Origin of the sequence: Rhizobium skierniewicense, assembly GCF_014196515.1 — a bacterium.
Lineage (GTDB): Bacteria > Pseudomonadota > Alphaproteobacteria > Rhizobiales > Rhizobiaceae > Agrobacterium > Agrobacterium skierniewicense.
The window spans coordinates 41,737-66,889 of the sequence record NZ_JACIDV010000011.1 but is presented as its reverse complement, the minus strand read 5'-3'; the positions used below and the strand labels follow the sequence as shown (position 1 = coordinate 66,889).

General features: G+C 56.7%; 28 protein-coding genes. 13 read left to right on the top strand and 15 right to left on the bottom strand.

From position 1 onward, the window contains the following. Positions 1-7: 7 nt before the first annotated feature. From GGQ73_RS17295 to GGQ73_RS17275, 5 genes are all read right to left on the bottom strand, one after another. A complete protein-coding gene (locus GGQ73_RS17295; protein ID WP_183897221.1) occupies positions 8-319 on the bottom strand; it encodes a type II toxin-antitoxin system RelE/ParE family toxin in 312 nt (103 codons plus the stop codon). After that, positions 319-576 (bottom strand): CopG family ribbon-helix-helix protein, encoded by a 258-nt coding sequence (locus tag GGQ73_RS17290; protein ID WP_174153271.1) that lies wholly within the window; start codon positions 574-576, stop codon positions 319-321. The genes GGQ73_RS17295 and GGQ73_RS17290 overlap by 1 nt, the downstream gene beginning before the upstream one ends. Positions 577-679: 103 nt before the next feature. Continuing rightward, positions 680-2,692: a threonine--tRNA ligase gene (gene thrS, locus GGQ73_RS17285; protein ID WP_183897220.1), complete on the bottom strand. Its 2,013-nt coding sequence runs from the start codon at positions 2,690-2,692 to the stop codon at positions 680-682. A 116-nt stretch (positions 2,693-2,808) separates the two neighbouring features. Beyond that, positions 2,809-3,168 carry a membrane protein insertion efficiency factor YidD gene (gene yidD, locus GGQ73_RS17280; RefSeq protein ID WP_183897219.1) on the bottom strand — a complete coding sequence of 120 codons (360 nt, stop codon included), beginning with the start codon at positions 3,166-3,168 and terminating at the stop codon, positions 2,809-2,811. 3 nt (positions 3,169-3,171) lie between these two features. Then, positions 3,172-3,612, bottom strand: a complete 441-nt coding sequence (locus GGQ73_RS17275) for an iron-sulfur cluster assembly scaffold protein (protein WP_183897218.1) — start codon at positions 3,610-3,612, stop codon at positions 3,172-3,174. A 253-nt stretch (positions 3,613-3,865) separates the two neighbouring features. Between GGQ73_RS17275 and folE the strand changes: the two genes are divergently transcribed. The 3 genes from folE to GGQ73_RS17260 all read left to right on the top strand — a co-directional run bounded on the left by folE (position 3,866) and on the right by GGQ73_RS17260 (position 6,110). After that, positions 3,866-4,492, top strand: coding sequence for a GTP cyclohydrolase I FolE (folE, locus tag GGQ73_RS17270; protein ID WP_174153275.1), 627 nt, complete (start codon positions 3,866-3,868; stop codon positions 4,490-4,492). Between the two features lie 108 nt (positions 4,493-4,600). Next, entirely contained in the window at positions 4,601-5,068 is a 468-nt protein-coding gene (gene hisI / locus GGQ73_RS17265) for a phosphoribosyl-AMP cyclohydrolase (protein WP_183897217.1), read from the top strand. Between the two features lie 88 nt (positions 5,069-5,156). Beyond that, positions 5,157-6,110, top strand: a complete 954-nt coding sequence (locus GGQ73_RS17260) for a patatin-like phospholipase family protein (protein ID WP_183897216.1) — start codon at positions 5,157-5,159, stop codon at positions 6,108-6,110. Positions 6,111-6,140: 30 nt separating this feature from the next. On the opposite strand, the gene GGQ73_RS17255 is transcribed toward GGQ73_RS17260, so the two are convergent. Next, a complete protein-coding gene (locus GGQ73_RS17255; protein WP_183897215.1) occupies positions 6,141-6,575 on the bottom strand; it encodes a CBS domain-containing protein in 435 nt (144 codons plus the stop codon). 156 nt (positions 6,576-6,731) lie between these two features. Continuing rightward, positions 6,732-7,481 carry a rhomboid family intramembrane serine protease gene (locus tag GGQ73_RS17250; protein ID WP_174153279.1) on the bottom strand — a complete coding sequence of 250 codons (750 nt, stop codon included), beginning with the start codon at positions 7,479-7,481 and terminating at the stop codon, positions 6,732-6,734. A 234-nt stretch (positions 7,482-7,715) separates the two neighbouring features. On the opposite strand from GGQ73_RS17250, the gene GGQ73_RS17245 reads away from it, so the two are divergent. The 3 genes from GGQ73_RS17245 to GGQ73_RS17235 all read left to right on the top strand — a co-directional run bounded on the left by GGQ73_RS17245 (position 7,716) and on the right by GGQ73_RS17235 (position 10,143). Next, positions 7,716-8,273 (top strand): PAS domain-containing protein, encoded by a 558-nt coding sequence (locus GGQ73_RS17245; protein WP_183897214.1) that lies wholly within the window; start codon positions 7,716-7,718, stop codon positions 8,271-8,273. Positions 8,274-8,367: 94 nt separating this feature from the next. Further along, positions 8,368-8,979, top strand: coding sequence for a PilZ domain-containing protein (locus GGQ73_RS17240; protein ID WP_174153281.1), 612 nt, complete (start codon positions 8,368-8,370; stop codon positions 8,977-8,979). Positions 8,980-9,531: 552 nt separating this feature from the next. Then, positions 9,532-10,143, top strand: coding sequence for a transglutaminase-like cysteine peptidase (locus GGQ73_RS17235; RefSeq protein WP_174153283.1), 612 nt, complete (start codon positions 9,532-9,534; stop codon positions 10,141-10,143). Positions 10,144-10,283: 140 nt separating this feature from the next. Here the strand turns inward: GGQ73_RS17235 and GGQ73_RS17230 are convergent, their stop codons facing one another. After that, on the bottom strand, positions 10,284-10,718 hold the full coding sequence (locus GGQ73_RS17230; protein WP_183897213.1) for a DUF1489 family protein: 435 nt from the start codon (positions 10,716-10,718) through the stop codon (positions 10,284-10,286). 65 nt (positions 10,719-10,783) lie between these two features. Next, positions 10,784-12,187 (bottom strand): L-serine ammonia-lyase, encoded by a 1,404-nt coding sequence (locus tag GGQ73_RS17225; RefSeq protein ID WP_183897212.1) that lies wholly within the window; start codon positions 12,185-12,187, stop codon positions 10,784-10,786. A 648-nt stretch (positions 12,188-12,835) separates the two neighbouring features. Between GGQ73_RS17225 and GGQ73_RS17220 the strand changes: the two genes are divergently transcribed. After that, positions 12,836-13,189, top strand: a complete 354-nt coding sequence (locus GGQ73_RS17220; RefSeq protein ID WP_174153286.1) for a hypothetical protein — start codon at positions 12,836-12,838, stop codon at positions 13,187-13,189. Positions 13,190-13,199: 10 nt separating this feature from the next. Here the strand turns inward: GGQ73_RS17220 and GGQ73_RS17215 are convergent, their stop codons facing one another. The 3 genes from GGQ73_RS17215 to GGQ73_RS17205 all read right to left on the bottom strand — a co-directional run bounded on the left by GGQ73_RS17215 (position 13,200) and on the right by GGQ73_RS17205 (position 15,304). Next, positions 13,200-13,952 (bottom strand): phosphodiester glycosidase family protein, encoded by a 753-nt coding sequence (locus GGQ73_RS17215; RefSeq protein ID WP_183897211.1) that lies wholly within the window; start codon positions 13,950-13,952, stop codon positions 13,200-13,202. A gap of 180 nt (positions 13,953-14,132) precedes the next feature. Further along, entirely contained in the window at positions 14,133-14,294 is a 162-nt protein-coding gene (locus tag GGQ73_RS17210) for an entericidin domain-containing protein (protein WP_174153288.1), read from the bottom strand. Between the two features lie 113 nt (positions 14,295-14,407). Beyond that, positions 14,408-15,304 carry a LysR family transcriptional regulator gene (locus GGQ73_RS17205; RefSeq protein WP_183897210.1) on the bottom strand — a complete coding sequence of 299 codons (897 nt, stop codon included), beginning with the start codon at positions 15,302-15,304 and terminating at the stop codon, positions 14,408-14,410. A gap of 240 nt (positions 15,305-15,544) precedes the next feature. On the opposite strand from GGQ73_RS17205, the gene GGQ73_RS17200 reads away from it, so the two are divergent. Beyond that, positions 15,545-15,760, top strand: coding sequence for a hypothetical protein (locus GGQ73_RS17200; RefSeq protein ID WP_183897274.1), 216 nt, complete (start codon positions 15,545-15,547; stop codon positions 15,758-15,760). A 123-nt stretch (positions 15,761-15,883) separates the two neighbouring features. Continuing rightward, the gene (gene glgX, locus GGQ73_RS17195; RefSeq protein ID WP_183897209.1) at positions 15,884-17,962 is read left to right on the top strand and encodes a glycogen debranching protein GlgX; all 2,079 of its coding nucleotides are present in this window, start codon (positions 15,884-15,886) and stop codon (positions 17,960-17,962) included. A gap of 56 nt (positions 17,963-18,018) precedes the next feature. Here glgX and GGQ73_RS17190 read toward each other — a convergent pair whose 3' ends face one another. Beyond that, complete coding sequence (locus GGQ73_RS17190; protein ID WP_183897208.1) at positions 18,019-18,447, bottom strand: response regulator; 429 nt, start codon at positions 18,445-18,447, stop codon at positions 18,019-18,021. Between the two features lie 428 nt (positions 18,448-18,875). On the opposite strand from GGQ73_RS17190, the gene GGQ73_RS17185 reads away from it, so the two are divergent. Next, a complete protein-coding gene (locus tag GGQ73_RS17185; RefSeq protein ID WP_412762988.1) occupies positions 18,876-19,874 on the top strand; it encodes a GlxA family transcriptional regulator in 999 nt (332 codons plus the stop codon). 267 nt (positions 19,875-20,141) lie between these two features. On the opposite strand, the gene GGQ73_RS17180 is transcribed toward GGQ73_RS17185, so the two are convergent. Beyond that, a complete protein-coding gene (locus GGQ73_RS17180) occupies positions 20,142-21,617 on the bottom strand; it encodes an NAD(P)H-hydrate dehydratase (RefSeq protein ID WP_183897206.1) in 1,476 nt (491 codons plus the stop codon). 348 nt (positions 21,618-21,965) lie between these two features. On the opposite strand from GGQ73_RS17180, the gene GGQ73_RS17175 reads away from it, so the two are divergent. The 3 genes from GGQ73_RS17175 to hspQ all read left to right on the top strand — a co-directional run bounded on the left by GGQ73_RS17175 (position 21,966) and on the right by hspQ (position 24,258). Next, positions 21,966-22,304, top strand: coding sequence for a P-II family nitrogen regulator (locus GGQ73_RS17175; RefSeq protein WP_007753933.1), 339 nt, complete (start codon positions 21,966-21,968; stop codon positions 22,302-22,304). 65 nt (positions 22,305-22,369) lie between these two features. Then, positions 22,370-23,779 carry a type I glutamate--ammonia ligase gene (glnA, locus tag GGQ73_RS17170; protein ID WP_174153295.1) on the top strand — a complete coding sequence of 470 codons (1,410 nt, stop codon included), beginning with the start codon at positions 22,370-22,372 and terminating at the stop codon, positions 23,777-23,779. Between the two features lie 149 nt (positions 23,780-23,928). After that, positions 23,929-24,258 (top strand): heat shock protein HspQ, encoded by a 330-nt coding sequence (gene hspQ, locus GGQ73_RS17165; protein ID WP_174153296.1) that lies wholly within the window; start codon positions 23,929-23,931, stop codon positions 24,256-24,258. A 68-nt stretch (positions 24,259-24,326) separates the two neighbouring features. Here hspQ and GGQ73_RS17160 read toward each other — a convergent pair whose 3' ends face one another. After that, positions 24,327-24,983, bottom strand: a complete 657-nt coding sequence (locus tag GGQ73_RS17160; RefSeq protein ID WP_183897205.1) for an invasion associated locus B family protein — start codon at positions 24,981-24,983, stop codon at positions 24,327-24,329. Between the last annotated feature and the right edge of the window lie 170 nt (positions 24,984-25,153).

Here is a 25,153-nt window from a genome sequence, read left to right as displayed (position 1 = left end):
GGCGACCTCATTCAGAATCGTCATCCGGATCTAGACCGGGAACCAACGGCCGCATGCGGCCATGGCGAACAGCGACAATCTCGATAACATCGACTTTTCGCATGTAGTCCATGAGATAATCACCGAAAACCCAAGTCTTGCATCCGGCGACAGGAAGATTGTTATTTTCCTGTCCGATATCTGGAAATATCTCGATATTTCGCCTTGCCTCTGCGATTGCCTGAATGAAGCGTGTGGCTGCAATGGGATTTCTGCTTTTGAGGTATTGAACTTCATTTCGCAAATATGCCGCAGCCGAACGCGAAATGATCACGCGCATCAGGCGGCCTTTTCAGATGCGGTTCTCTTCAAGTCCGCAACGACAGCGTCGAGGTCTTCGTACTCTCCATCCTCAATCTCCTCCCGCCCCCGCTTCACAGCGAGAATATCAGCTCCCTCGTTCAGGAGATATGTCTTGAGAGCACGAACAATGACCCAGCTTCGAGACCGCTCGGTCGTTTCGGCAATCTTTTCGATTTCCGTTAGCACATCCTCTGGCATTCGTAACGTGATAGGATTGGAAAGCGCCTGCTTCATGGGTCATCCTCCTGGAACTTGTATTTCATTGTAATACAGATTGGAAAAAAAACACCCCCGGAAATGTCTTTCCGAGGGTGAAGGAGAACGCGTTTTGAATACGTTAAGCAGCTTTTGCCTTGGCAGCCTTTGCCGCACGCTTGCGCTTAACGTCCGGTGGTGTCGCCTCCTCCACAAGATTGGCGATCGCCTCGTCCAGCGCGTAGGAGGTCTGCGCCTGCGAGCCGAGGCGGCGGATGTTGACTGTGCGCTCTTCAGCTTCCTTTTTGCCGCAAACGATGATGACCGGGACCTTGGTGACCGAGTGTTCGCGGACCTTGTAGTTGATCTTCTCGTTGCGGAAATCGGTTTCGACCGAAAGACCCGCGTCGCGTAGCGCTTCGGCGACTTCGCGACCATAATCATCGGCGTCTGAGGTGATGGTGGCGACGACGACCTGCTGCGGTGCGAACCACAGCGGCATGTGACCGGCGAAATTCTCGATGAGAATCCCGAGGAACCGTTCCATCGAGCCGCAGATGGCGCGGTGGATCATCACCGGCTGGCGCTTTTCGGAGGCTTGATCGATGTAGAAGGCACCAAAGCGTTCAGGCAGATTGAAATCCACCTGCGTTGTGCCGCACTGCCATTCGCGACCAATGGCATCCTTCAGCGTGTACTCAAACTTCGGACCGTAGAACGCACCCTCGCCCGGCAGAATATCGGTCTTGATACGACCCTCGGACTGGGATTCGATGGATTTCAGCACATCGGTCATCACGCTTTCGGCGCGGTCCCAGACCTCGTCGGAGCCGACGCGCTTTTCTGGGCGCGTAGACAGCTTGACGACGATTTCGTCGAAACCGAAATCCTTGTAGACCGACAGGATGAGATCGTTGATGCGCAGGCATTCCGCCGCCATCTGCTCTTCCGTGCAGAAGACGTGCGCGTCATCCTGTGTGAAGCCGCGAACACGCATCAAGCCATGCAGCGCGCCGGAGGCTTCGTAGCGATGAACGTTGCCGAATTCCGCAAGGCGAACAGGCAATTCCCGGTAAGACTTCAACCCATGCTTGAAGATTTGAACATGACCCGGGCAGTTCATTGGCTTCAGCGCGAAGACGCGGTTATCCGCTTCCTCATCCTTCGGGTGAGTGAACGCACAGGCCGATTTCACGGCGAACATGTTTTCCTGATACCAGCCCCAGTGACCGGAGGTTTCCCACAAGGAAGCATCCAGCACCTGCGGTGCATTGACCTCCTGATAGGTACCTTCCAACTGCCGGCGCATATAGGCCGTCAGGGTCTGGAACATGCGCCAGCCCTTGCCGTGCCAGAAGACGACGCCAGGGCCTTCTTCCTGAAAATGGAACAGGTCCATCTCGCGACCGAGCTTGCGGTGATCGCGCTTTTCGGCTTCGGCCAGAATGTGGAGATACTGATCCAGCTCTTCCTGCGTAGCCCATGCGGTGCCGTAGATGCGCGTCAGCATCGGGTTGTTGCTATCGCCACGCCAATAGGCACCGGCAACCTTCATCAGCTTGAAGGCCGTGCCGATCTGCCCGGTGTTGGCCATGTGAGGACCCCGGCAAAGATCGAACCAGTCACCCTGATAATAAATCTTGAGGTCCTGCCCCTCGGGGATCGCATCCACAAGTTCGACCTTGTATTGCTCACCCTTGGCAGCGAAGACTTCTTTCGCCTTTTCACGGGACCAGATTTCGCGTGTGAACGGCTTGGACCGACCGATGATCTCCTTCATCTTCTTTTCGATCTTCGGCAGATCGTCCGGCGTGAAGGGCTCGTTCTTGGCAAAGTCGTAATAAAAGCCGTTTTCGATCACGGGGCCGATCGTGACTTGCGTACCGGGCCACAATTCTTGCACGGCTTCCGCCATCACGTGGGCCGCATCGTGACGGATCAGCTCCAGCGCGCGGCTATCGTCTCGGGTGACGATCTCGATCTTGCCATCGACAATGGTTTCGGAAAGGTCGCGCACAGTGCCATCCAGCGCAATCGCGACGGCCTTCTTGGCAAGCGACTTGGAAATGGATTCGGCCACATCGCGCCCGGTCGTGCCTTGTGCATACTGGCGAACGGAGCCATCGGGAAATGTGAGGGAAATGGCGTCTGACATCATACTTCTCCTGTCCAGTCCCGCCAACGAATGCGGGTGGTTTCATGTAAAATCGGTCGATCGATCGTGACTGATCGAGGCGACTGTTTAAACGCGTTCGCCAGAAGGGTAAAGGCTCATTGCTGGCCAGAATGAGAACGAAGATACCGCCAGGGCATGTACCACTTCTGCCGTGCGCCCAGCTGTTCCGCGACGGGATCAAGCCCGCTGGTGCCACCCGGTCCGCAGCGGGCGACGCGAAACAGGGTCATCCAGCCACCGGCCCAGAAACCGTGGCGGGCAAAGGCCTCATAGCCATATTCGGAGCAGGTGGGAATGTGGCGGCAGGAATTACCGATGAAGCCTGAGAATGCCAGCTGGTAGAAACGGATGAGGCCCATCCCGAGAAGGCGTCCCGGGGTTTTGCGAAAGGAGCCGGACCAGTTGCGAGTTTTCGGCGTCCTGTCAGGGTGCTGGCAGTGCGGCTCGTTACACACGGCTTAAGCCGGAAGACGCTGCTCTGCCTCGATCTGGTCGAGACAGTCGCAGATCGCGTCGAATGTGAGCATGGTAGAGGCGTGGCGGGCTTTGTAGTCCTTCACCGGTTTCAAAACACGCATATCCTCGAACCTGCCGCCCGGCCCCTCACCGCCTGCCGTCAGCATGGCAAGCATGTCGGCGCGTGCCGTTCGGATTTGATCGCTCGTGGCGCCTACGACATGGCGGGCCATGATGGACGAAGAGGCCTGCCCCAGGGCGCAGGCACGCACCTCATGGGAGAAATCCGTGACAACACCATGGGTGAGCTTCACGTAAACCTTGACCTTGGAGCCGCACAGCTTGGAGTGTTTCTGAGCGCTGGCATGCGCATCCGGCATATCGCCGGTGAGCGGAATATTACCAGCAAACTCCAGAATTCGGTCGTTGTAGATATCGTCCATGTGATGATCCGTGTGGGCAGGATTGGTTTTTCAAACACCTCGTCAACCAAGGCAGCACTTTTCTGCCACTTGTCATCTTTATATGTTATGAGACGCCTACGTCATCAAGGTGTGATCATTTATCGCATGCCAAATTCGTGACCTCAGGCTTGCATTATTGCCTGAAAACAACCAGATAGCACGCGCGGCGCGTTGTAATTGGAGCCGTAACCCATATTCAGATGCAGCCTTGAACTGCATCGGAGATCAAAAGATGGATGCAATCGTGAAGAATTTCCCCGGTGCGGGTGCTCAGGACGGTATTTCCGCCGAGCGCCCTACGCAGGCCGAAGCTGAAGATGCCGTGCGCGTTTTGCTGCGCTGGGCGGGCGACAATCCCGACCGTGAAGGCCTGCTCGACACGCCAAAGCGCGTAGCAAAATCCTACCGCGAACTGTTCAGCGGCTACGCGCTGGATGCCAACGACGTGCTGGGCACGACATTCGAAGAAGTCGGCGGTTACGACGACATCATTCTGGTGCGTGACATTCCCTTTTATTCCCACTGTGAACACCACATGGTTCCGATCATTGGTAAAGCGCATGTCGCCTACCTGCCGGAAGGTCGCGTGCTGGGCCTTTCCAAGATCGCCCGCGTCGTCGAAATCTTCGGTCGCCGTTTGCAGACGCAGGAAACGATGACGGCGCAGATCGCCAACGCCATCGAAAGCAAGCTGAAGCCGCGCGGTGTGGCCGTGATGATCGATGCAGAACACATGTGCATGTCCATGCGTGGCGTGCAGAAGCAGGGGTCGACCACGCTGACGACCAGCTTCACCGGCACATTCAAGTCGGAAGCTGCCCAGCAAGCTCGCTTCATGTCCATGGTTTATAGCCGCTAATACCAGTTTCGATACGGGCGGCTGAACACATCGTTTCGCCGCCCGACATCCATCCTGCTCATGGTCGTGTCCCCGCGGCGACCGCTCCCACGAACTGTCGAGGTTCCCATGGCGCTGACATTTCCGCCCGCTTCTGGCGATAAGCACGAGCTTGAGGCAGCCGGTGCCTTCACCCCGAAATTCGATGCTCATGGCCTCGTCACTGCCGTCGTGACGGATTTGAAAGACGGCGAATTGTTGATGGTTGCGCATATGAATGCGCAGGCCGTAGCGCTGACGCTGGAAACCGGCATCGCGCATTATTACAGTCGTTCGCGCGACAAAATCTGGAAAAAGGGCGAAACCTCCGGCAATCTCCAAACCGTGCGCGAGATGCGCACCGATTGCGATCAGGATGCGATCTGGCTCAAGGTCTCGGTCGCGGGCCACGATGCCACGTGCCACACAGGTCGTCGCTCCTGCTTCTATCGCACGGTGACGCTGGACAATGGGCAAGCCGTGACCACCATCACGGACGATAAACGCCATTTCGATCCCGCGATCACCTACGCATCAGAGCCCTCCCGCCAAGACTAATTTTTCATTTCGTCTCATTTTGTTACGAATATTATAGGAAGTCTCCGGGTAGATTACGATTTCGTAGATTTGCCTGGGAGTGGTACCGATGTTGGGATGGGGTTCAAACCGTGATAATCCGGCGGCGGTCACGTCTTTGGAAAAGATCGCGCAACCAGCCTCCTCTCCGGTCCCTTCGGTTCCCCCTGGCCGCATCGCACTTGCCCTCGGCGGTGGCGCGGCGCGCGGATGGGCCCATATTGGCGTTCTGCGTGCACTGGATGAAGCAGGCGTCAAGATCGGGATGATCGCGGGCACCTCCATCGGTGCGCTGGTGGGCGGATGCTACCTGGCGGGCAAGCTGGACGAACTCGAAGACTTTGCCCGATCCCTGACATTGCGTCGCATTGCCGGGCTACTGGACCTGACGATTGGTGGCGGTGGACTGTTCGGCGGCATGCGGCTGACCAAGCGCATGCAGGAACATCTGGTCGGTCTCACCATCGAGGATCTCGAGCATCCCTTCATCGCCGTTGCGACCGAACTGAAGACCGGTCATGAAGTATGGGTGCATCAGGGCGACCTGATCACCGCGTTGCGCGCCTCCTACGCCCTGCCCGGTATCTTCGAGCCGGTTCGGTGCAATGGCAGGACTCTGATCGATGGCGCACTGGTCAACCCCGTGCCTGTTTCCGTGTGCCGGGCCTACGAGCAGACAGTGGTGGTCGCCGTGAACCTGAACTACGATATTTTCGGCCGCTCGGCCGTCGTCAAGCATGGTGCCGGCACAGGCAGCGTCGACACGGGCCGCAAGCCGACCGTCGAGCCATCGTCACGGGTTGGATTGCCCGGTGTCATGGTACAGGCGTTCAACATCATTCAGGACCGAATTTCGCGTTCGCGCCTTGCGGGTGATCCACCGGATCTGACGCTGCATCCACGTATCAACCATATCGGGCTCTCCGAATTTCACCGCGCCGCCGAATCCATCGAGCGCGGCTACGAGGAGACACGCTCGCGGATTCCGGAACTGCAGAGAATGCAGCAGGTTTTCCAGCGCTGATACCTGCAACTGACGTGATCGTTGCGCGCTCTACCCAGCGATGTAAGCCTTGATATGCTCGGCTTCCGCTTCAATTTCGCCGATACGGGCCTTCACCACGTCACCGATCGAGATGATGCCGACGAGGCGGCCATCGGCTTCTACTGGCAGATGGCGAAACCGACCGCCGGTCATCAATTCCATCAGGTCGTCTGTGCTGGAGCCCTCGTGACAACGGGTGACGTTTTTGGTCATCACCTCGGAAACCCTGGCCTCGAGCGCTGCGGAGGCGTGCGTCGCGATGGCCTTGACGATATCACGCTCCGTGAAGATTCCAAGAATCGCGCCATGATCATCGGTGACGACAACAGCGCCGATGCGGTTTTCGTGCAGGGTAACCGCCGCCTCCCCGAGTGACAGATCCGGCCTGACGGTTATGACATCACGGCCCTTGAGATCGAGAAGTTCTTTCACAAATATCGGCATGGCTTCCTCCGCAATGACAGGTATTTTGAAGCGCGCGCCGTGTCTCCTCACAGGCGCGCTTACCTTACACGATCAATGGTGCGCCAGCGATCGGTGGAAAGCAATATGTTTCCACGGACACAGAACGTTCAATAGATTGAGTGAAGTCCCAAAGGCTCAGGCGCGCACGGCATCCTTGCGGTCAAACAGCGCAAAGAAGAGAAAGCCAAGCAGGAAACCAAAGATATGGGCATCCCAGGCCACCTCGCCGCCTACATCTCCAAAAAGAGGGATGCCAACGGCGATCAACACGTTACCGAACAACCACATCAGCGTGAAGATGAGAACCGTCCGGTTGGTGAGCGCCTCGACAATGCCCTGACGTGGCAATCTGTGGCCAATGGCCGGGTGATAGCGCCCCCCATTGGCGGGAAAAGCGAACCGGCATGCGGCCCCCATCAGCGCGGAGACGACACCGGATGCACCGATGAGAACCGTGACATCACCCCAATTTAGAAAAGCATGTCCGAAGGCGGCGACGGCTGAAGACACGCACCAGAGCAAAATGAAACGCAATGTGCCGATACGGCGCAGAACGGGGGCACCAAACGCCATCAGCCACAGCCCGTTGAACAGAATGTGCTCGATACCGCCATGCAAAAACGAATAGGTGATCGGCGTCCACAGCCACTCCAGACCTTGCTGCGACAATGGCACGGCATAACGAAGCGGGATGAAACCGAAGGTGTAGAGGAACCAACCATAAGCGTCTTCAGACAGAAGATATGTCGAGATGACATGGACCGCGATCAGGACGCCGAGAATTGCGACGAGAACACCAGGCAGGTTGAAAACCGGGGTTTTCTGAGGCGGTGCTGGCTGATGGACCTCATCGGTTTCCGATGGGCCAGTGTCGTGATGCGTCATGAATGAAACTCTCTTCCCAAGCCGTTCCGCGTTGTCTCCTGCGAGCAATATAGGAACGAAGCGGGAAAAAGAAGCACTGTCGGGACAGATGGTTGACCGAGGCAAAACACGCCCTGGCGTTCACGGACGTACGGCTTGGCACGGAAATCGCTCCGTCCTCTCTTACCACCGCAAATGAGGGCACTGCCTGTATCGAAAAGATACAGATATCCCGCGGGTACGGAGATTGAAGTCATGAAGACGAATACGAGTATCGATATTTACGCTTATTGGGATGCCCTGCGCGGCAACCGCGCTGCACCGCTGCGAAGCGAAATTGATCCCTCACACATACGCCATCTGCTTCCAGACCTGTTCGTGCTGACCGACAGCAACGACGGTTCACCCGTCTTTCGGCTGACAGGAACACGACTTTACAATCTTTTTGGACGTGAGCTGCGTGAAACCGCGTTTTCAGCCCTCTGGCAAGCGGATCAATCTGGAGATGCCTGCCGTATCGCCAGCGGGGTGATGCAGAACGAACGGCCCGTTCTGTTCGACATCGAAGCTGAAAGCGAGAGCGGCCATCTGCGCCAGGAATTCGAAATGCTGCTTTTGCCGCTGCAGGCCGAGCCGCACTTTCCCGCCCGCTTGCTGGGCGCTCTGGTGTCGGATCCGCCATTGGCCGATTTCGGCCAGCCGTTTCAGCCACTGTCGCTGACGCGCAGCCGCCTGCTGGAGCCGCAATTTCCGCGACTTCTCTCCAGCAATCTCGATAAGGCAGGCACGCGTTACGGCGGCGTCTCACTATGAGACCTTATACAGGTATTGATGCTCACCAAGGGAACGGACTGTTAACTCGGGGCATGTAAAGGATGAGGATCATCGCAAACCCATAGTGAAGCTCATGTTTTCATCCCGCTCAACAACTGTCGCCTTTGCCTCCCGGCCTGCGGAAACGCCTGCCGCCGAAGTCGTGACTGTTGGGCTGTCGGGAAGACTGATGGTACCCTCACACGAAGAGTATGACTGCACCGCCAATGAGATGACGGCCGAGACGGCACGCATTACCTGCTTCGTGCGTCCACGCAACGGCGACCGCATCATTGCCTATCTTCAACATATTGGCCGGATCGAAGGCATCGTTCAGGCGCTGACGGCGGATGGTTTTACCATCTCGATCATGGCGACTGAGCGAAAGCGCGAAAAGCTGGCGGCGCAATTGGCATGGATTGCCAAGCGTCAGGCACTGGGCCTACCGGAAGACCGCCGACACGACCGTCTGACGCCGCGCCATCCAAGCGCCGACCTGACATTCAGCGATGGCACCATTGTGCCCTGCCGCATCATCGACCTTTCGCTGTCCGGTGCCGCGGTGGAACTCGAGATCCGTCCCGCACTTGGGACTGACGTGCGTCTGGGCAACATGGCCGGCCGGATCGTTCGCCACTTCATGGAAGGTGTGGCCGTTGAATTCGATTCCGTACAGTCACGCGATGCACTGATCGAATTTCTCTAAAACATACATCCAACCGATCGCAACCGGCAACGCACTCCGCGTCTGCCGGTTTTTTTGTGTGCGAAATCCCGGTCGCGACGGGCTCCGGTTCTGCAGGCTGGCAGGGTTACCGGACAGGCCATAGGTTCGATACCTGAAGCTTCCCGAAAAAATCAGGAAAAATCAAAAAAAGAACGAAATAATCCGCCGAAAACCGCGATTTAATAGCCCTCATAGATAGAAATTTGCACCTAAAAATTGCTTTTCAGGCCTTTTCATGACCATTTTGCTGGTCTCAGTATAGTCAAAGAAGGGTTTAAATAAACCATATCTGTTCAGCGGGGCTCGTCCCGTTAACTGACCACGGTCACGATCTCATTTATTTCAATGAGTTACAAGATAATCAGGCTGAAATTCCTGAATGGAACGATAAAATTTGAATCGATTTCCTATCAAGTAAAGTTAAAATAAAGCTCTGTTTTCCCTAAATTTTGCGTCGAATTTGAGCACCGTTATTTCCGAGCGCTCAAAATATCGCTGGCATTGTCCTCCTCACAACGGGGAGACAAGAAAATGAAAAACATCAACCGTTTCGGTTTCATGATTGCGGCACTGATCTTCGGCGCCTTTTCGACACAGGCTCACGCTTCGCCAGCCGCTAGCATGCGCATCATGGGCAAGGCCAACCCACCCATTGGTCATTACGAATTTTGTCAGACATATCAGAGCGAATGCCAGCCGACATCTGCGGACCGTGGCCCTCTGAAGCTGACGGAACAGAACTGGCAGATGATCCTCGACGTCAACTACACTGCCAACACGACGATCACCCCGATGACGGACCTGGAAGTCTATGGCGTAGAAGAGCGCTGGGCTTATCCCACAACCGCTGGGGATTGCGAAGACTATGTTTTGCTGAAGCGCAAGATGCTGATGAACAAGGGCATCTCACCGTCCGACCTCCTGATCACAGTCGTTTTGCAGCCAAACGGAGCGGGCCATGCGGTTTTGACCGTGCGTACCGACCGTGGCGATTTCATCCTCGATAATCTTCGCAACAAGGTCATCGACTGGTCTGAGACCGAATATACCTACCTGAAGCGTCAGGACAGCAACAACCCGGGCCGTTGGGTCAAGATACAGGATGGCCGCGCCGTCAACGCTGTTGCAGCCATCAACGAATAAGGCGACGAGCGGTCTCCCCGCGACGCGACCTTTCCATTGGACAATCACGTCACCCAGTTCTTGATGTGATCGCTCCAAGAGCCGGTTCCCCGCCCCGGAACCGGCTTTTTTTTGCCTGAAATTCATCAGAGGACGTTCGCTTAGAGCAGTCCGAGTTCGGCCAGTTCCCGGCGAAGATCGGATGGCATTTCGTCGGAAAGACCGCCACCGCCCAGATCACGCGGGGCTTCCTCATCCTTCAGATATCGCCAGCCCTGAAAGGGTCGCTTGGGTGCAGGCGACGTTTCGATTACCTCCGGCCCAAGCACGAGATCGCAGCGGCTGATACCGTCATCGCCCTTGAAGGATTTGATATCGAGAATTTTCTGGCGCGCCTGAACCTGGCCCTTGATGACCCAGTAGAGCGAGCCACCATCCAGCAGCTCCTCTGCCCGTTTTGGGAACATACGGGTGGTGTGAACGCTGTGTGGCTCCATGCCCGCCGCTATGGCCAGAAGAGAGCGTTGGGAGACCCAACCGCGCAAATCCTCGATCGTGTCAGCGCCAACACAGAGCTTGATGAGATGTAAAGACATGCCGCTATCAATGCGGTTTCAGGCCTTGCGTCAAGCGCCTAGACTGCAAAGCTGGTCGGCGCGGATCAACATTCCACGACATTCACGGCAAGGCCACCCGTCGAGGTCTCCTTGTATTTCTCGCTCATGTCGTTGCCGGTCTGGCGCATGGTTTCGATACAGGCATCCAAAGGGACGAAATGCGAGCCATCACCTTTCAGCGCCAGAGATGCAGCCGTGACGGCCTTGACCGCACCAAGGGCGTTACGCTCGATGCACGGCACCTGAACCAGACCGGCGATCGGGTCGCACGTCATGCCAAGGTGGTGCTCCAACGCAATTTCGGCCGCATTCTCCACCTGCGCCGGTGACCCACCCATAACAGCGGCCAGACCCGCAGCCGCCATGGCCGCAGCGGAACCCACCTCCCCCTGACAGCCGACTTCGGCGCCCGAGATAGAAGCGTTGTGCTTGATGATGCCGCCAACGGCCGCAGCCGTCAGCAGAAAGTCCCTGATATCCTCGACGCTCGCATCCTCATGAAAATGGCGGAAATATTTGACCGTCGCCGGTATCACACCCGCCGCCCCATTGGTGGGCGCCGTGACGACACGACCGCCGGACGCATTCTCCTCGTTGACCGCCATCGCGTAGACGCTCAGCCAGTCATTGGCCAGAAGGGGATTGAGGCGGTTGCTGCGCCATTCGGCATTCAGCTTGTCGTGGATGGAGCGCGCGCGGCGCTTGACCTTCAGGCCACCCGGCATGATGCCCTCGCCCTTCAGTCCGCGCTCGATGCAGCCGTTCATCGCTTCCCAGATCACGTCCAGCCTGTCGTCCAGTTGCTGGCGCGACATCACCGTTTCTTCATTGGCACGCTTCATCTGCGCGATGGTGCGCCCCGACCGCTCGGCCATGTCCAGCATCGCCCTGGCGGTGGCGAAGGGATAGGGAACCCTGGGGCCAGTATCAACGGTCTTGCCCCGCTGACGCATGGCGTCAAGCTCTGTGTCGGTGACAACAAAACCGCCGCCAACAGAATAATAGATGCGCTTGAGCAGCATACGGCCCTGATTGTCATAGCCGGAAAAACTCATGCCATTGGCATGGCCGGGCAACGGGTTCTTCTTGTCGAATACGAGGTCTTCGGCAGGTCGGAAGGCGTAGCTCGGGTGGCCCGCAGGCGAAACGCGACCCGTGGATTCGACCGTGGCGATCAACCCGTCCATCGCGTCGGGATCGACCTGATCAGGCTGTTCGCCCATCAGACCCAGCACAACCGCGCGTCCTGAACCATGGCCGATGCCGGTGAAGGCAAGAGAGCCATGCAGACTGACCTTGATGGCAGACACGACGGCATTCGAAGGTCGCGGCCAATCGTTGGACAGCAGGGTTTCGAGAAATCTGTTCGCGGCAGACATCGGTCCCATCGTATGCGAACTGGACGGTCCAATACCGATCTTGAACACGTCGAAAACCGAAAGAAACATATCTGCCTGCCCTATGTATAGACTTATGGCCTCAGTCTATCTGAACCGGAAAAATGCGCCATATCAAAATAGGCATGGAGTAGGCTGAGCGCGACATGTGTTCGGCGTAAACGAAAACAGCACGGTCCTGTGGGGAACCGTGCTGAACAGTCTAAAGTGTCTATGAGAGATTGTTACGGGCTACCAAATACGTAGGTCAATGCGAGAAAGGCGGCAAAACCTGCAAGTGCGCGAAATGTTACGGCCCAGCAGGATTTCTGTGCGGTTTCGTCCATGATTACTCCAGCGTGTTACTCTCAAGCCGCTCATGCGTCAGCCAGTGGATGAAGCATTTATTAAAAACTTGTGACAAACGCAAATGCAAAAAACGGCTAAAGGAAGGCGAATCCGGCGACCTGCTATTCATCCCACGCATAGGTGTAATAAAAAACAATGGCTTATCAGTTCTTTCCGACACACCGCCTCAAATCCCCCTGTCTCAATTTGGTCCAAAGTGTAAACTTGGTCAGCTTTGGTTCACCAGTGAACGCTGAGCTGTGTATAAGCTTGCCGAAATAAAGGCTTTTTCACCAAACCTGCGTCGGTCGTATTGAACCGGCTGCGCAACTGGAATATCCGGCAAACATCAAAAGCTGGAGTGGTGACACAATGCAGGCGACCCCATCTTCTTTCCCTGACCGTGACACGGTCGCGACGAAAATTTCTAGCTGGGGTGCGGAAGATCACGCCTGGCTGACATTGCTTCTGGAGAACGCAGTGCAGGACGAAAACCTGCTGGAAGGTTTGCGTCTGTTTCTCGACCAGCAGGCACAAGCGCGCTTCCTCAACTCTCTGAAGCTGGAAAAATGCGGCGAATGGTTCGGCGAGAATGCCCCAGCGCGTTTGCAGATCCGCCTTCACGAAGTGTCGAAGAGCAGTCAGCACGCCGCATTTTCGGCATTCCGCACCGGCCTCTCAAAATCCGGCGGCTTGGAAAAAGCCTATCCGAAAGCGCCGCTATAGGGGAATGACTTTAGTCCGGCACTCGCTCGACAACAGCAACGATCGGCCCCAGATCAGACCAACCGTCGCGACGTTTTGCGGCGGGAATATCGACGCTTGAAATGCTGCCATCGAAATAAAGCGCATTGGCCACGTGCAGTTTGTCACGAAACAGGGTCGCAAAATCGTAAAACCGCACCGGATCTTCCGAAATTGCGAAATGCACGATGCCATCCTCAGATACGCCCACCCCATTGCGGGTGTTCAAACTGTCGCTTTCGGGAAGAAATCGCGGATGAAGCTTTCCGTCGATCACCAGCATAGGGCCGGACTGGGTGGCGAAGTCCGGTGACACGTTGGCGTTGAGGTATGCGCTGGTTTCCAGCACTCCTGCCTGTTTGCCCTTCATGAAGAACACCCCATTCGGCTGCATATGGAAATTGCCCCAGCCGCCGCCGGTGCTGATGGGCGCGGTCTCCACACCGTGATCGACGAACAGCCCGACCGGCGACAGATCGCGGTGGTACATCCCGGCATTCATCGCAAAGGTAACGAAGCTGTGCTGGCGCCATAGTGCCGAAGACAAAGCATCGAACGAGCCATAGGGTTTCGATGAAACATAATCCCAGTGGTAAAGCCGGATGTCGCTTTTCGTAGGGTCAAAGCGACACACGGTATAGCGGGCGCCCATGTGGTCCAGCGACTGGCAAAAGTCCGGCAAAGACGCGGCGCTGGCGCTCGTCGGCAACAAAGCCGCCAGCAGATATCGGATGAGTCTGAGCATATGGTCCCAACGTCGATCATGTTCGGCTGTCGAGCGATAGACCGCTTGATCGGGACGAGAATATGGCCTTGTGACCGGAAGGGCAAAGACGAGTCATCTTTGCCAAGCGTCACAACAAAAAAGCCGACGGGTTGGCGTCGGCCTTTTCATTCGGTTCTTAAGATTGAACCAGAAACAATATTAACGGCGCGCTGCGCGATCCACGCTCTGTCCAGCAGCCTGCGTGCCATCTACAGTGCCTGCAACGTCCTTGCCAACGCCGCGGATCGTGTTGCCGCAGGAAGAAAGGGAGACGAGAGCAATAAGAACGGCGGCAGTGGTTGCGAAGAAACGTGTGGACATATGGAAACTCCCCTTAAAGTCTGCGCATGGGCGCAAAAGACAACTGAATTAGCGCGCTGAAAACGCAGGTAAGTCAAAGCGGTTCCGTAGCGTGTCAAAAAAAAATCAGCGCGTTAAACGGGCTGCGCAAATTCCTTGAACGCGTTGCGAATGCTATCGGCCACCGCCTGCACGGGACGCGTCGGCTTGTCGGCAACGATGAGGCGGATATCGAAGCAGCCAAGCTCCGGCATTCCATCCTTCTCACCCAGGATCACCATGTTGTTCTGCACATAGGAACGCGGTAACGGGGCGACCGCCAGATCCGCTTCGATGGCCGCCTTCTGCGCCATCGTATGGCCGCTGAGGTAAGCCACCCGATAAGGACGGTTCTGCTTTTCGAGCGATGACGTGGCTTCGGAGCGCCAGATGCAGCCATCCTCCCATATCGAAATGGGGATGGGATCGCGCAAATGGGCCGTACCACATTTGGCGCCGGCCCAAACCAGGCGTTCGCGCATCAAAACCTCTCCGCTGGTACGAAGCGGCAGCGACGCGCAATTGACGAGCGCGAGGTCCAGCCGCTGCTCGTCCATACGCCTGTAAAGCTGCGAACTGGAATCGATCACCACGTCCACCATGATGGCCGGAAACGCATCGGCAAAGCGCTTGAGGATGCCGGGCAGCAGCCCACGCTCTCCAATATCCTCAGGCGCGCCAAGGCGCACCACGCCCGACAGCTCAGGCATCACAAAACGCGCGACCGCCTCATTGGACAAAGCGATCATCCTCCGCGCATAGGTTAGCAGCGTCTCGCCATGAGCTGTCAATGTGACGGAACGCGCGTCACGCAGGAACAGGGTGGTCTTGAGTTGCTCTTCCAGCTTCTTGATCTGCATGGACACGGCTGACGGGGTTCGGAACACCACTTCGGCAGCCGTCGAAAAATTGCCTGTTTCTGCAATCGCAACAAACGTCCGCAGGATGTCATTGTCCAGCAGGGGCAAAGGCTGGCGGAAGGAAACTGTCATGGCACATGCCTTCAATTTTTCTGATCAATAGATGGATATCATTTCGTTTGATTGAATGTCAACAAGGCCGCATCCTCAAAAACGTAGCCGGAAGCGCACGAGAAAATCGCCGAATTTCTCACCAGAAACGCATAAGTTTTCGTCATCAATGACATGAAAATCATTCAATTGATTGATGAATATTCCAGGCGCATACCGGCGATGTCGAAGCAGAATACGGAGCATGAAAGGAGTATCAAAATGACGATGATCGTTCACCAAAGCCCAGGCCCCGCAAGGGGAAGGTTGCTCACCCAGAGGTTGCTGTCGCGGATTTCCGAGCGCGTGCTGGCGCTACAAACCGCATGGCGTCGCAAGCAGAACCTGCGCGCCCTTGAAGCCCTACCGACAGACACGCTCAAGGATATTGGATGGCCAACCACAGACACAACGAAGACGCGGATCGTTCGTCGATAGCACCCGTTTCCAACCCGCTTTGAATGGCTCGCACGACACTCTCTGCGAGCCATTTTTTTGCAGTGCGGAACAAATACCCCGCCGCCACATTTCCCCACGCACCTATCAAGCATGAGGATATTTATGGCCCAGTTCGGTTCCAGCATTCTGCCCGGCGACTTTACCCGCCTTGGCGCGAATTTCGACGGCGATGGCGTCAACTTCGCCATTTTCAGCGCCCACGCAGAGCGCGTCGAATTGTGCCTTTTCGACGAAAGCGGTAAAAACGAAATCGAACGCATCACCCTGCCCGAATTCACCAACGAAATCTGGCACGGTTTCATTCCCGGCTTGAAGCCCGGAGCACTCTATGGCTATCGCGTTCACGGCCCTTACGACCCGGAGAACGGACACCGCTTCAATCCCAACAAGCTGCTGGTCGATCCATACGCCCGCGAACTCGTCGGCGATATCGCGTGGGGTCCCGAGCAGTTCGGCTATATTCTGGATGCAGAGGAAAAAGACCTGTCCTTCAACGACAGCGACAGTGCGGCGAAAATGCCGAAGTGCCGCGTCATCGATCCGTCGGACTATGACTGGTCGGGAGACCAGAAGCCGAATGTGCCGTGGTCGAAAACGATTTTCTACGAGACCCACGTCAAGGGTTTCACGCAACTCCACCCCGGCATCGCTGAAAATCTACGCGGAACCTATGAAGGTCTCGGCGACAAGCAGATTGTCGAGTACATCAAGAGCCTCGGAGTGACCTCCGTCGAGCTGCTGCCCATCCACTCCTTCCCAGATGATTCGCATCTGCTGGACAAGGGCCTGAAGAATTTCTGGGGCTACAATTCCCTCGGCTTCTTCTCGCCTGCCTCACGCTATTATGGCCCAAAGGGCATGGCGGGTTTCCGCGATATGGTTCGCGCCTTCCATGACGGCGGGATCGAAGTCATCCTCGACGTGGTCTACAACCACACGGCAGAAGGCAACGAGCTTGGACCGACCCTTTCGTTCAAGGGTATCGACAACTTCTCCTACTACCGCACCATGCCCGACCAGCCGCGCTACTATATCAACGACACCGGCACGGGAAACACGGTCAACACATCGCATCCGCGTGTTCTCCAGATGGTGACAGACTCGCTACGTTACTGGGCCGAAGACATGCACATCGACGGCTTCCGCTTTGATCTGGGCACAATTCTTGGCCGCGAGCCGGAAGGCTTCGATCAGCGCAGCGGCTTTTTCGATGCCGTGGGTCAGGACCCTGTTCTCTCCAGGCTGAAGCTGGTCGGCGAACCATGGGATATCGGTCCCGGCGGTTATCAGGTCGGCGGCTTCCCACCCGGCTGGGCAGAGTGGAATGACAAGTACCGCGACACCGTGCGCGAATACTGGAAGGACGAGGACGGCACCGCTGGCGACTTCGCCGCGCGCGTTCTGGGTTCTGGCGATGTCTATGATCTGCGTGGCCGCAGACCGTGGTCAAGCGTCAACTTCATCACCGCGCATGACGGTTTCACGCTGAACGACGTCGTTTCCTACAATGAGAAGCACAACGAAGCGAATGGCGAAGACAACAAGGACGGCCACGACCACAACCGAAGCTACAACTACGGCGTAGAAGGTCCGACGGAAGACGAAGGCATCATCGCCGTGCGTGACCGCCAGAAGCGCAACTTCCTCGCAACCCTTCTCCTCTCCCACGGTACGCCTATGCTGCTGGCTGGTGACGAATTCGGTCGCAGCCAGATGGGCAACAACAATGGTTACTGCCAGGACAGCGAACTGAGCTGGGTCCACTGGGAAAATCTGCCGGAAAGTGCAGAGACACTGCGCAACTTTACGAAAAAGCTGATCGAGCTGCGCCAGAACCACTCGGTGCTGCGTCGTGAGAACTGGCGCGACGGCACGCACATCACCTGGCTGAACCCGGGCGGCGGAGAGCAGACTCAGGCGCAGTGGGAAGATCCAGGCAGCACCTCGCTCGGTCTTCGCCTGTCGCGAGGCGACGACAACGGCGATGCGGACGAATGGCGTGATGTGCTGATACTCTTCAACCCGCATGACGGGGTGGTGGAGTTCAAGCTGCCGGACGCCGAGCACGGCTGGATGACGGAATTGACGACCGCCGAGCCGGATGCGAACGCCGACAAGATCGCAAATGGAGAGACCCACTCGGTCGAAGGTCGTGCCATGGTGCTGTTGCGCGCTGCCTGATCCTGCGGTTGCGGAGACAAAAGGAAACGCCGGGAGAAATCCCGGCTTTTTTTCATTCAATGGCTGAGCTGTAAGCCCTCCAGCCGCACAGCGATCTTTCGACGGACGCTCTTGGTCTTGGCTGCGACGCCGGCGCGCAGTGCAAAAAAGATATCATCGAAATGATAGGGCTTGCTGAAGAAGCGGACGTCATCCGGCAGTTCCAGCGCATCGGGCGCATGGCCACCGGAGGTGACGATCACGGCAATCTGCTCCTGACACGATGACAACATCCGCACCAGATCCAGACCCGACAGGCCGCCCGGCATGTCGATATCTGTGATAACGGCGGAAATCGTATCCACCTTGCCGATAACGGCAATGGCTTCCAGCACGTTGGAGGCTTCCAGTACGCGGTAGCCCGCCTCTTCCAGCACATCCACAAGTGTAAATCGAATGATCGGCTCGTCTTCGACGACGAGAACAGTGAGACAAGCTTCATGCATACGCAATACTCCGCTCGAAAGCGCCGGGCAGGAACAGCAGAGCCATTCTCGGGCAGCCCGACACCGTAACAAAAGACGACCCGGTGGCATTTCATTTCAGAGCCGCCGCCATCGTTTACGTCGATAGAACGCGCAAGTGGACGATAAGTCTGGAGACTGCGCTTAAAAATTGAAAACAATATTAATAAAATGCAAAAGATCGGGCGCCAAGTGCCGGCGCACCTCACATCTGCACGCTATCGCTTCCTCGGCGAAGGGTATCCCGAATAAGTTTTTTGACAGCAACAGGCGCGCGTCGTATCTTGTGCCTAGAGTGTCGCAAACGCGATATACAGCGGACCATTTCCAAGCAAGGAATTGCGTTTCCGCAATGGAGCATGGTCGCCGTGAGCAAAACGCCTCCCAAAAAGCGCATTATCGTGTTCTTCATGGTTCCGCAGTTCACCATGCTGCCCTTTACGGCGGCTGTCGAAACGCTGCGCATCGCCAATCGCATGCTGGGTTATGCCGCCTATGAATGGCGTCTCGCCTCCAGCGACGGCCAGAAGGTCGCCTCCTCCAGCGGGATTGCACTGGAGGCCAACACATCGCTGGCAGACGAGCGAAAATCCGTCAGCGGTGAGAACCGCCCCAGCATGGTGTTGATCTGTTCCGGCATCGATATCGAGCAATACAGCAACAAATCCGTCAACGCATGGCTGCGGGAGGCGCATAATCGGGGCATTGCTGTCGGCAGTCTCTGTACAGGCGCGCATGTGCTTGCCCAGGCGGGACTGCTGAATGGCAAGCGCTGCGCGATCCACTGGGAGAACCTGCCAGGCTTTTCAGAGGCCTTTCCACAGGTCGAAGTCTACGCCGATCTCTATGAGGTCGATGGCAACATCTATACCTGCGCGGGTGGCACCGCCTCTCTGGACATGATGCTCAATCTGATTGGCCAGGATTTTGGCGAAAACCTCGTCAACCGCGTCTGTGAGCAGCAACTGACGGACCGGGTGCGCAATCCGCATGACCGCCAACGCCTGCCGCTCCGGGCCCGTCTCGGTGTCCAGAACGACAAGGTCCTGTCGATCATCGAATTGATGGAAAGCAACCTGTCAGAGCCGCTGTCTTTGCTCGACATAGCCGACGATGCCGATCTTTCACGCAGACAGGTGGAGCGGCTGTTTCGGCAGGAAATGGGGCGTTCCCCTGCCCGCTACTATCTGGAAATCCGGCTGGACCGGGCACGCCATCTTCTGGTCCAATCCGCCATGCCCGTGGTGGAAGTGGCGGTTGCCTGCGGCTTCGTTTCCGCATCGCACTTTTCCAAGTGTTATCGCGAAATCTACAATCGCACACCACAGCAGGAACGCGCTGAACGCAAGCTTGTCGTCAACGCATCCCGCATGGCCGCCATCACCAACCAGAGCAAGCCCGTGCATTAGAGCGTTTCCTTGTTAAATGGAAACAGTTCTGTTGGTTCAAACGGGATCGACTGCTTGTCCGGAGGGCGCGTGGCGTAGCCCTAGCATACGGCCAAGCCGTCCGGGCAGGCAGATGGCCCGTTTCAACCAACCCGGAGGGCCGGGCATATTTCCGCCAGGACAAAGGCGATCGGCTCGACCGTACCTTAGGGTATGCCCTTCGCCAATCGCCTTTGTCCTGACGAAAATCTGCTCCGGCAGAACGTTTCCAGTTAACAAGGAAACGCTCTAAGATGAGAAAGGCCTGACCGCCGCAGCCAAATCCTCGGCCGTCAGTCCTGGACCGAGCCGCTGTGCGGTTTGACCGTGGAGCCAGACAGCGGCAGCGGCGGCTTCGAACGCGGGAACCTGCTGCGCCAGAAAGCCGCCGGCAATGCCAGCCAGCACATCTCCAGATCCGGCCGTCGCCAGATGAGGTGGCGCGTTTGTGTTGACGGTCGCACGCCCATCCGGCGCGGCAATCACGGTATCAGCGCCCTTGTAGACGATCACGGCGTTGCTGAGTTCCGCAGCCGCCTGCGCCTTTTCTATCTTGCTCAGCGTTTCGTCTGCAGCGATGTCGGGAAAAAGCCGCCCGAACTCACCCTCATGTGGCGTCAAAATGCGGGGCGCGTCTGTGGCGAAGAGATCGAAAAGCTGCTGCGGATCGTGCCGGAAGGCTGTGATGCCATCGGCATCCAGCACCAGCGCCTTGTCCTTCAGAAGCGACACAAACCGGCGCGCGCGCTCGATATCACTGAAGCCGGGACCGAGGATGTAAGTCCCATGACGCGTGTCGTCCCGCCAGGCAGAAAGCTCGTCTTCGCTTTCGATACCCTGAACCATGACCGCCGTGAGCGTCGCCGATAAAACACCAATGGCGTCCTGAGGTGCAGCAACAGTGACGATGCCCGCACCCGCACGAAACCCTGCCATGGCAGCCATTCGGGCCGCACCCGTGGCGTGGGAGGGACCAGAAAACACCGTCAAATGCCCGCGCTTGAACTTGTGGGTGTCCTCGTCAGCCCTTTGAAAGCATCCCATCCACAAGAAGGGGCCGTTTTCATAGACGCAGCCACAATGCGCTTCCAGAAGTCTTTGCGGGATACCGATATTGAAAACGTCAAGCGTGCCGCACAGGGAGCGACCCGGCATCAGAACATGACCCGGTTTGCGAGCCATGAACGTAACGGTTCGTTCTGCCCGAAACGAACGTCCAAGCGGCACCCCGCGCCGTCCGCACAGACCGGATGGAAGATCAACGGCGATCACGGAAATGGAAGCCGTCTCGACAACATCGATCACAGCCGCCACCTCAACGGGCACATCCCGCGAAAGTCCGGCGCCAAAGATGGCGTCGATCACGACATCGCCAGAGCGTGGCACGTAGCTGCCAAGCGGCTCGCTGGCGATCCCCATGGCATCGAACGCCTGCCTTGCGGCGCCCTTCAGCCGGGAAACATCACCAAACACGTAAGGGGCAACCTCGGCACCGCTTGCCTTCAGGGCCCGCGCTGCGACAAAGCCATCGCCGCCATTGTTGCCGGTTCCGCACAGCGCGACATAGCGCAAAGCTTGTGGGTAATGCGTGAGAACGCTAGCTGCGACGGCCTGCCCTGCCCGTTCCATCAGAGATGAAAGGGAAATGCCACTCGCTTCTGCGCTTGCATCAATGTGCGCCATGGTGGCTGGATCAAACAGGGCGTGCTGAACTGAAAACATCATGTCCACATATTCAGCTCAAAAACAGACAAAAGGCAATCGGTGGAAAAATAGGCATTTAAGACTGCATAAAATATATGCACCTGGATTAAATTTGACCAGCACCTTTCATCCACTCACCTGCTCGCGACCGGCCTGAAATTTGGCAAAATCGTGAAAAAATGACTGCTGCGTGGACAACACGCAGTATTTTTATCCAGGGAAACAGTGAAGCTGCATCAAATTTCGCTGTGTCCAGCTCTTTTTCAAAGATTTTTTAATCAAACCGACTTCCGATCTGGCACGATACGTGCATTCTTGTGGCAGAGCGGAAAGACCGCTTGAACGGGAGAAGCGGAGAGATATTTTCTCATGAAAAAGATCGAAGCGATCATTAAGCCTTTTAAGCTCGACGAAGTGAAGGAAGCCCTTCAGGAAGTCGGACTCCAGGGAATAACGGTTACGGAAGCTAAGGGCTTTGGTCGTCAAAAAGGCCATACGGAACTCTATCGCGGAGCAGAGTACGTCGTCGACTTCCTGCCGAAGGTAAAAGTCGAAGTCGTGCTTGCGGATGAAAATGCGGATGCCGTTATCGAGGCCATTCGCAATGCCGCGCAGACCGGACGCATTGGTGACGGAAAGATTTTCGTGTCCAACGTGGAAGAGGTCATCCGTATTCGTACGGGTGAAACAGGCGTAGACGCCATATAAAAAGACTGAACCCGGGAAAGCCGGGGCTTCACCTTGTTATCAAAACACTCAAGGAAAAGTTTCAAATGACGACCGCAAACGATATTCTCAAGCAGATCAAGGACAACGACGTCAAGTTCGTGGACCTGCGCTTTACCGACCCAAAGGGCAAGCTGCAGCACGTGACCATGGACGTGGCCTGCGTGGACGAAGATATGTTCGCCGATGGCGTCATGTTCGACGGCTCTTCGATCGGCGGCTGGAAGGCCATCAACGAATCCGACATGGTGCTGATGCCGGACACGGGCACGGTCCATATGGACCCGTTCTTCGCGCAGTCCACCATGGTCATCATCTGCGATATTCTCGATCCCGTCTCTGGCGAGTCCTATAACCGCGACCCGCGCGGCACAGCCAAGAAGGCTGAAGCCTACCTCAAGGCATCCGGTATCGGCGATACGATCTTCGTTGGACCTGAGCCCGAATTCTTCGTCTTCGACGACGTCAAGTACAAGGCCGATCCCTACAACACGGGCTTCAAGCTCGATTCGTCCGAACTGCCGTCTAACGACGACACGGATTACGAGACGGGCAACCTCGGCCACCGTCCGCGCGTCAAGGGCGGCTATTTCCCGGTTCCGCCCGTCGACAGCCTTCAGGACATGCGTTCCGAAATGCTGACTGTCCTGGGCGAAATGGGCGTGGTCGTTGAAAAGCATCACCACGAAGTCGCCTCGGCTCAGCACGAACTGGGCGTGAAGTTCGACACGATGGTATCCAGCGCCGACAAGATGCAGATCTACAAATATGTGGTCCATCAGGTCGCAAACGCTTACGGCAAGACGGCAACCTTCATGCCAAAGCCGATCTTCGGCGACAATGGTTCGGGCATGCACGTTCACCAGTCCATCTGGAAGGGCGGTAAGCCGACCTTCGCTGGCGACGAATATGCTGGCCTGTCTGAGACTTGCCTCTACTACATCGGCGGCATTATCAAGCATGCCAAGGCGATCAACGCCTTCACCAACCCGACGACCAACTCCTACAAGCGTCTGGTCCCAGGTTACGAAGCACCGGTTCTGCTGGCATACTCCGCCCGCAACCGCTCGGCATCCTGCCGCATTCCTTTCGGCTCCAACCCGAAGGCAAAGCGCGTCGAAGTGCGCTTCCCGGACCCAGCCCAGAATCCATATCTCGGCTTTGCAGCGATGCTGATGGCTGGCCTCGATGGCATCAAGAACAAGATCCACCCCGGCAAGCCGATGGACAAGGATCTGTACGATCTGCCACCGAAGGAACTGAAGAAGATCCCGACCGTGTGCGGCTCGTTGCGTGAAGCACTCGACAGCCTCGACAAGGATCGCAAGTTCCTGACCGCCGGCGGCGTGTTTGACGACGACCAGATCGATGCCTTCATTGAACTGAAGATGCACGAAGTCATGCGTTTCGAAATGACCCCTCACCCGGTCGAATTCGACATGTACTACTCGGCGTAACAGTTACATTTTGAAAAGGCGCCTCTCGGGGCGCCTTTTTTCTTTCGCAATAACGCACATGTGCGAAGGACGAAAGCCAGCCATGCAACGCCATATCTTGATATTTTATATCCACCCCCCAAATTGTAGTGGGAAAGGATGTGCATGCCATGAAACAAAGAGACGCAAAATTTACGATTGGTGAGGTCGTTCGCCACAGAGTGTTTCCGTTCCGCGGTGTGGTATTCGACGTAGACCCGGAATATGCCAACACAGAGGAATGGTGGAACGCGATTCCCCCGGAAATTCGTCCGGAGCGTGACCAGCCATTTTACCACCTGCTGGCGGAAAACGATGAGTCCGAGTATGTCGCCTATGTGTCCGAACAAAACCTCGTCCACGACGAGAGCGACCAGCCCCTGAGAAACCCGAATATTTCCCGTATTTTCGACACCACTCCCAGCGGCGAGCTGCGAGCGAAGGCAGCGATGACTCACTGATTGTTTCCAGAAATTTTTCACAAAAAAACCGGCCTGAGACTTCAGGCCGGTTTTTCAATGTCGATATCTTAGTTTGCAGGCTTGGTCTTGGCAGCGTCCTGCGCAGCTTCGAGCTTCTTACGCGCCTCTTCAGCCTTCTTCTGCATGCCTTCCTGGAGCGAACGCTGGCTTTCCGCGAGCTGCGACTGTGTAATCGGCTGGCCATCATAAGCGCCGGTAAAGCCGCTGAGAGCGATCTTGATCGGGTTCGGTGCGCGACGGAAGTTGATGGAAGTGAACACGATTTCCGTGCCCTTCTTCATGCTGGCGATCATGGCGTCTGTGAGCGGCACTTCAGCTGTGCACTTGTCGGGCAGGCAGACGGCATAATCGAGCTTCTGTCCCTTGCCACCATCGATCTGCATCATAACGCCTGGAGGCAGCAGACGTGCGGTCGGAACCGAAACCTGGAGCAGCTTGCGGTTGACCTTACCTTCGACACTGATGAGGCCGACAGCCGTGATCATCTGGCCGTTCTGCGCCAGAACGACGTTCTGCACGACGCAAACATCATTGTCTTCCTGCTTGCTGCATGTCTTGAACCAGCCGAGCGGTGGTGCGCCAGGACCTCCGGCAGCCGGAACCGCCTGCTGAGCCTGCGATACGGCCGGTGCAGACACGGCACCCAGCGAAAGAACGAGAGCAGACAAGGCTGCGCGGCTGAATGTGTTTGCGTTTTGCATCATAAGAGTTCCGTCTCCTGAATTTTCTTATGCGAAGCAGAACAGGACGAACTGCTTAGCATCACCGGTATCCGTCTGCCCGTTCCACTGTCGTTTAAATGAGGCAAATGCGTGACCCGAGGGTTTCGGCAAACCTGTTACATCCCGTTGAAGGCGATATCCAGCACTTCTTT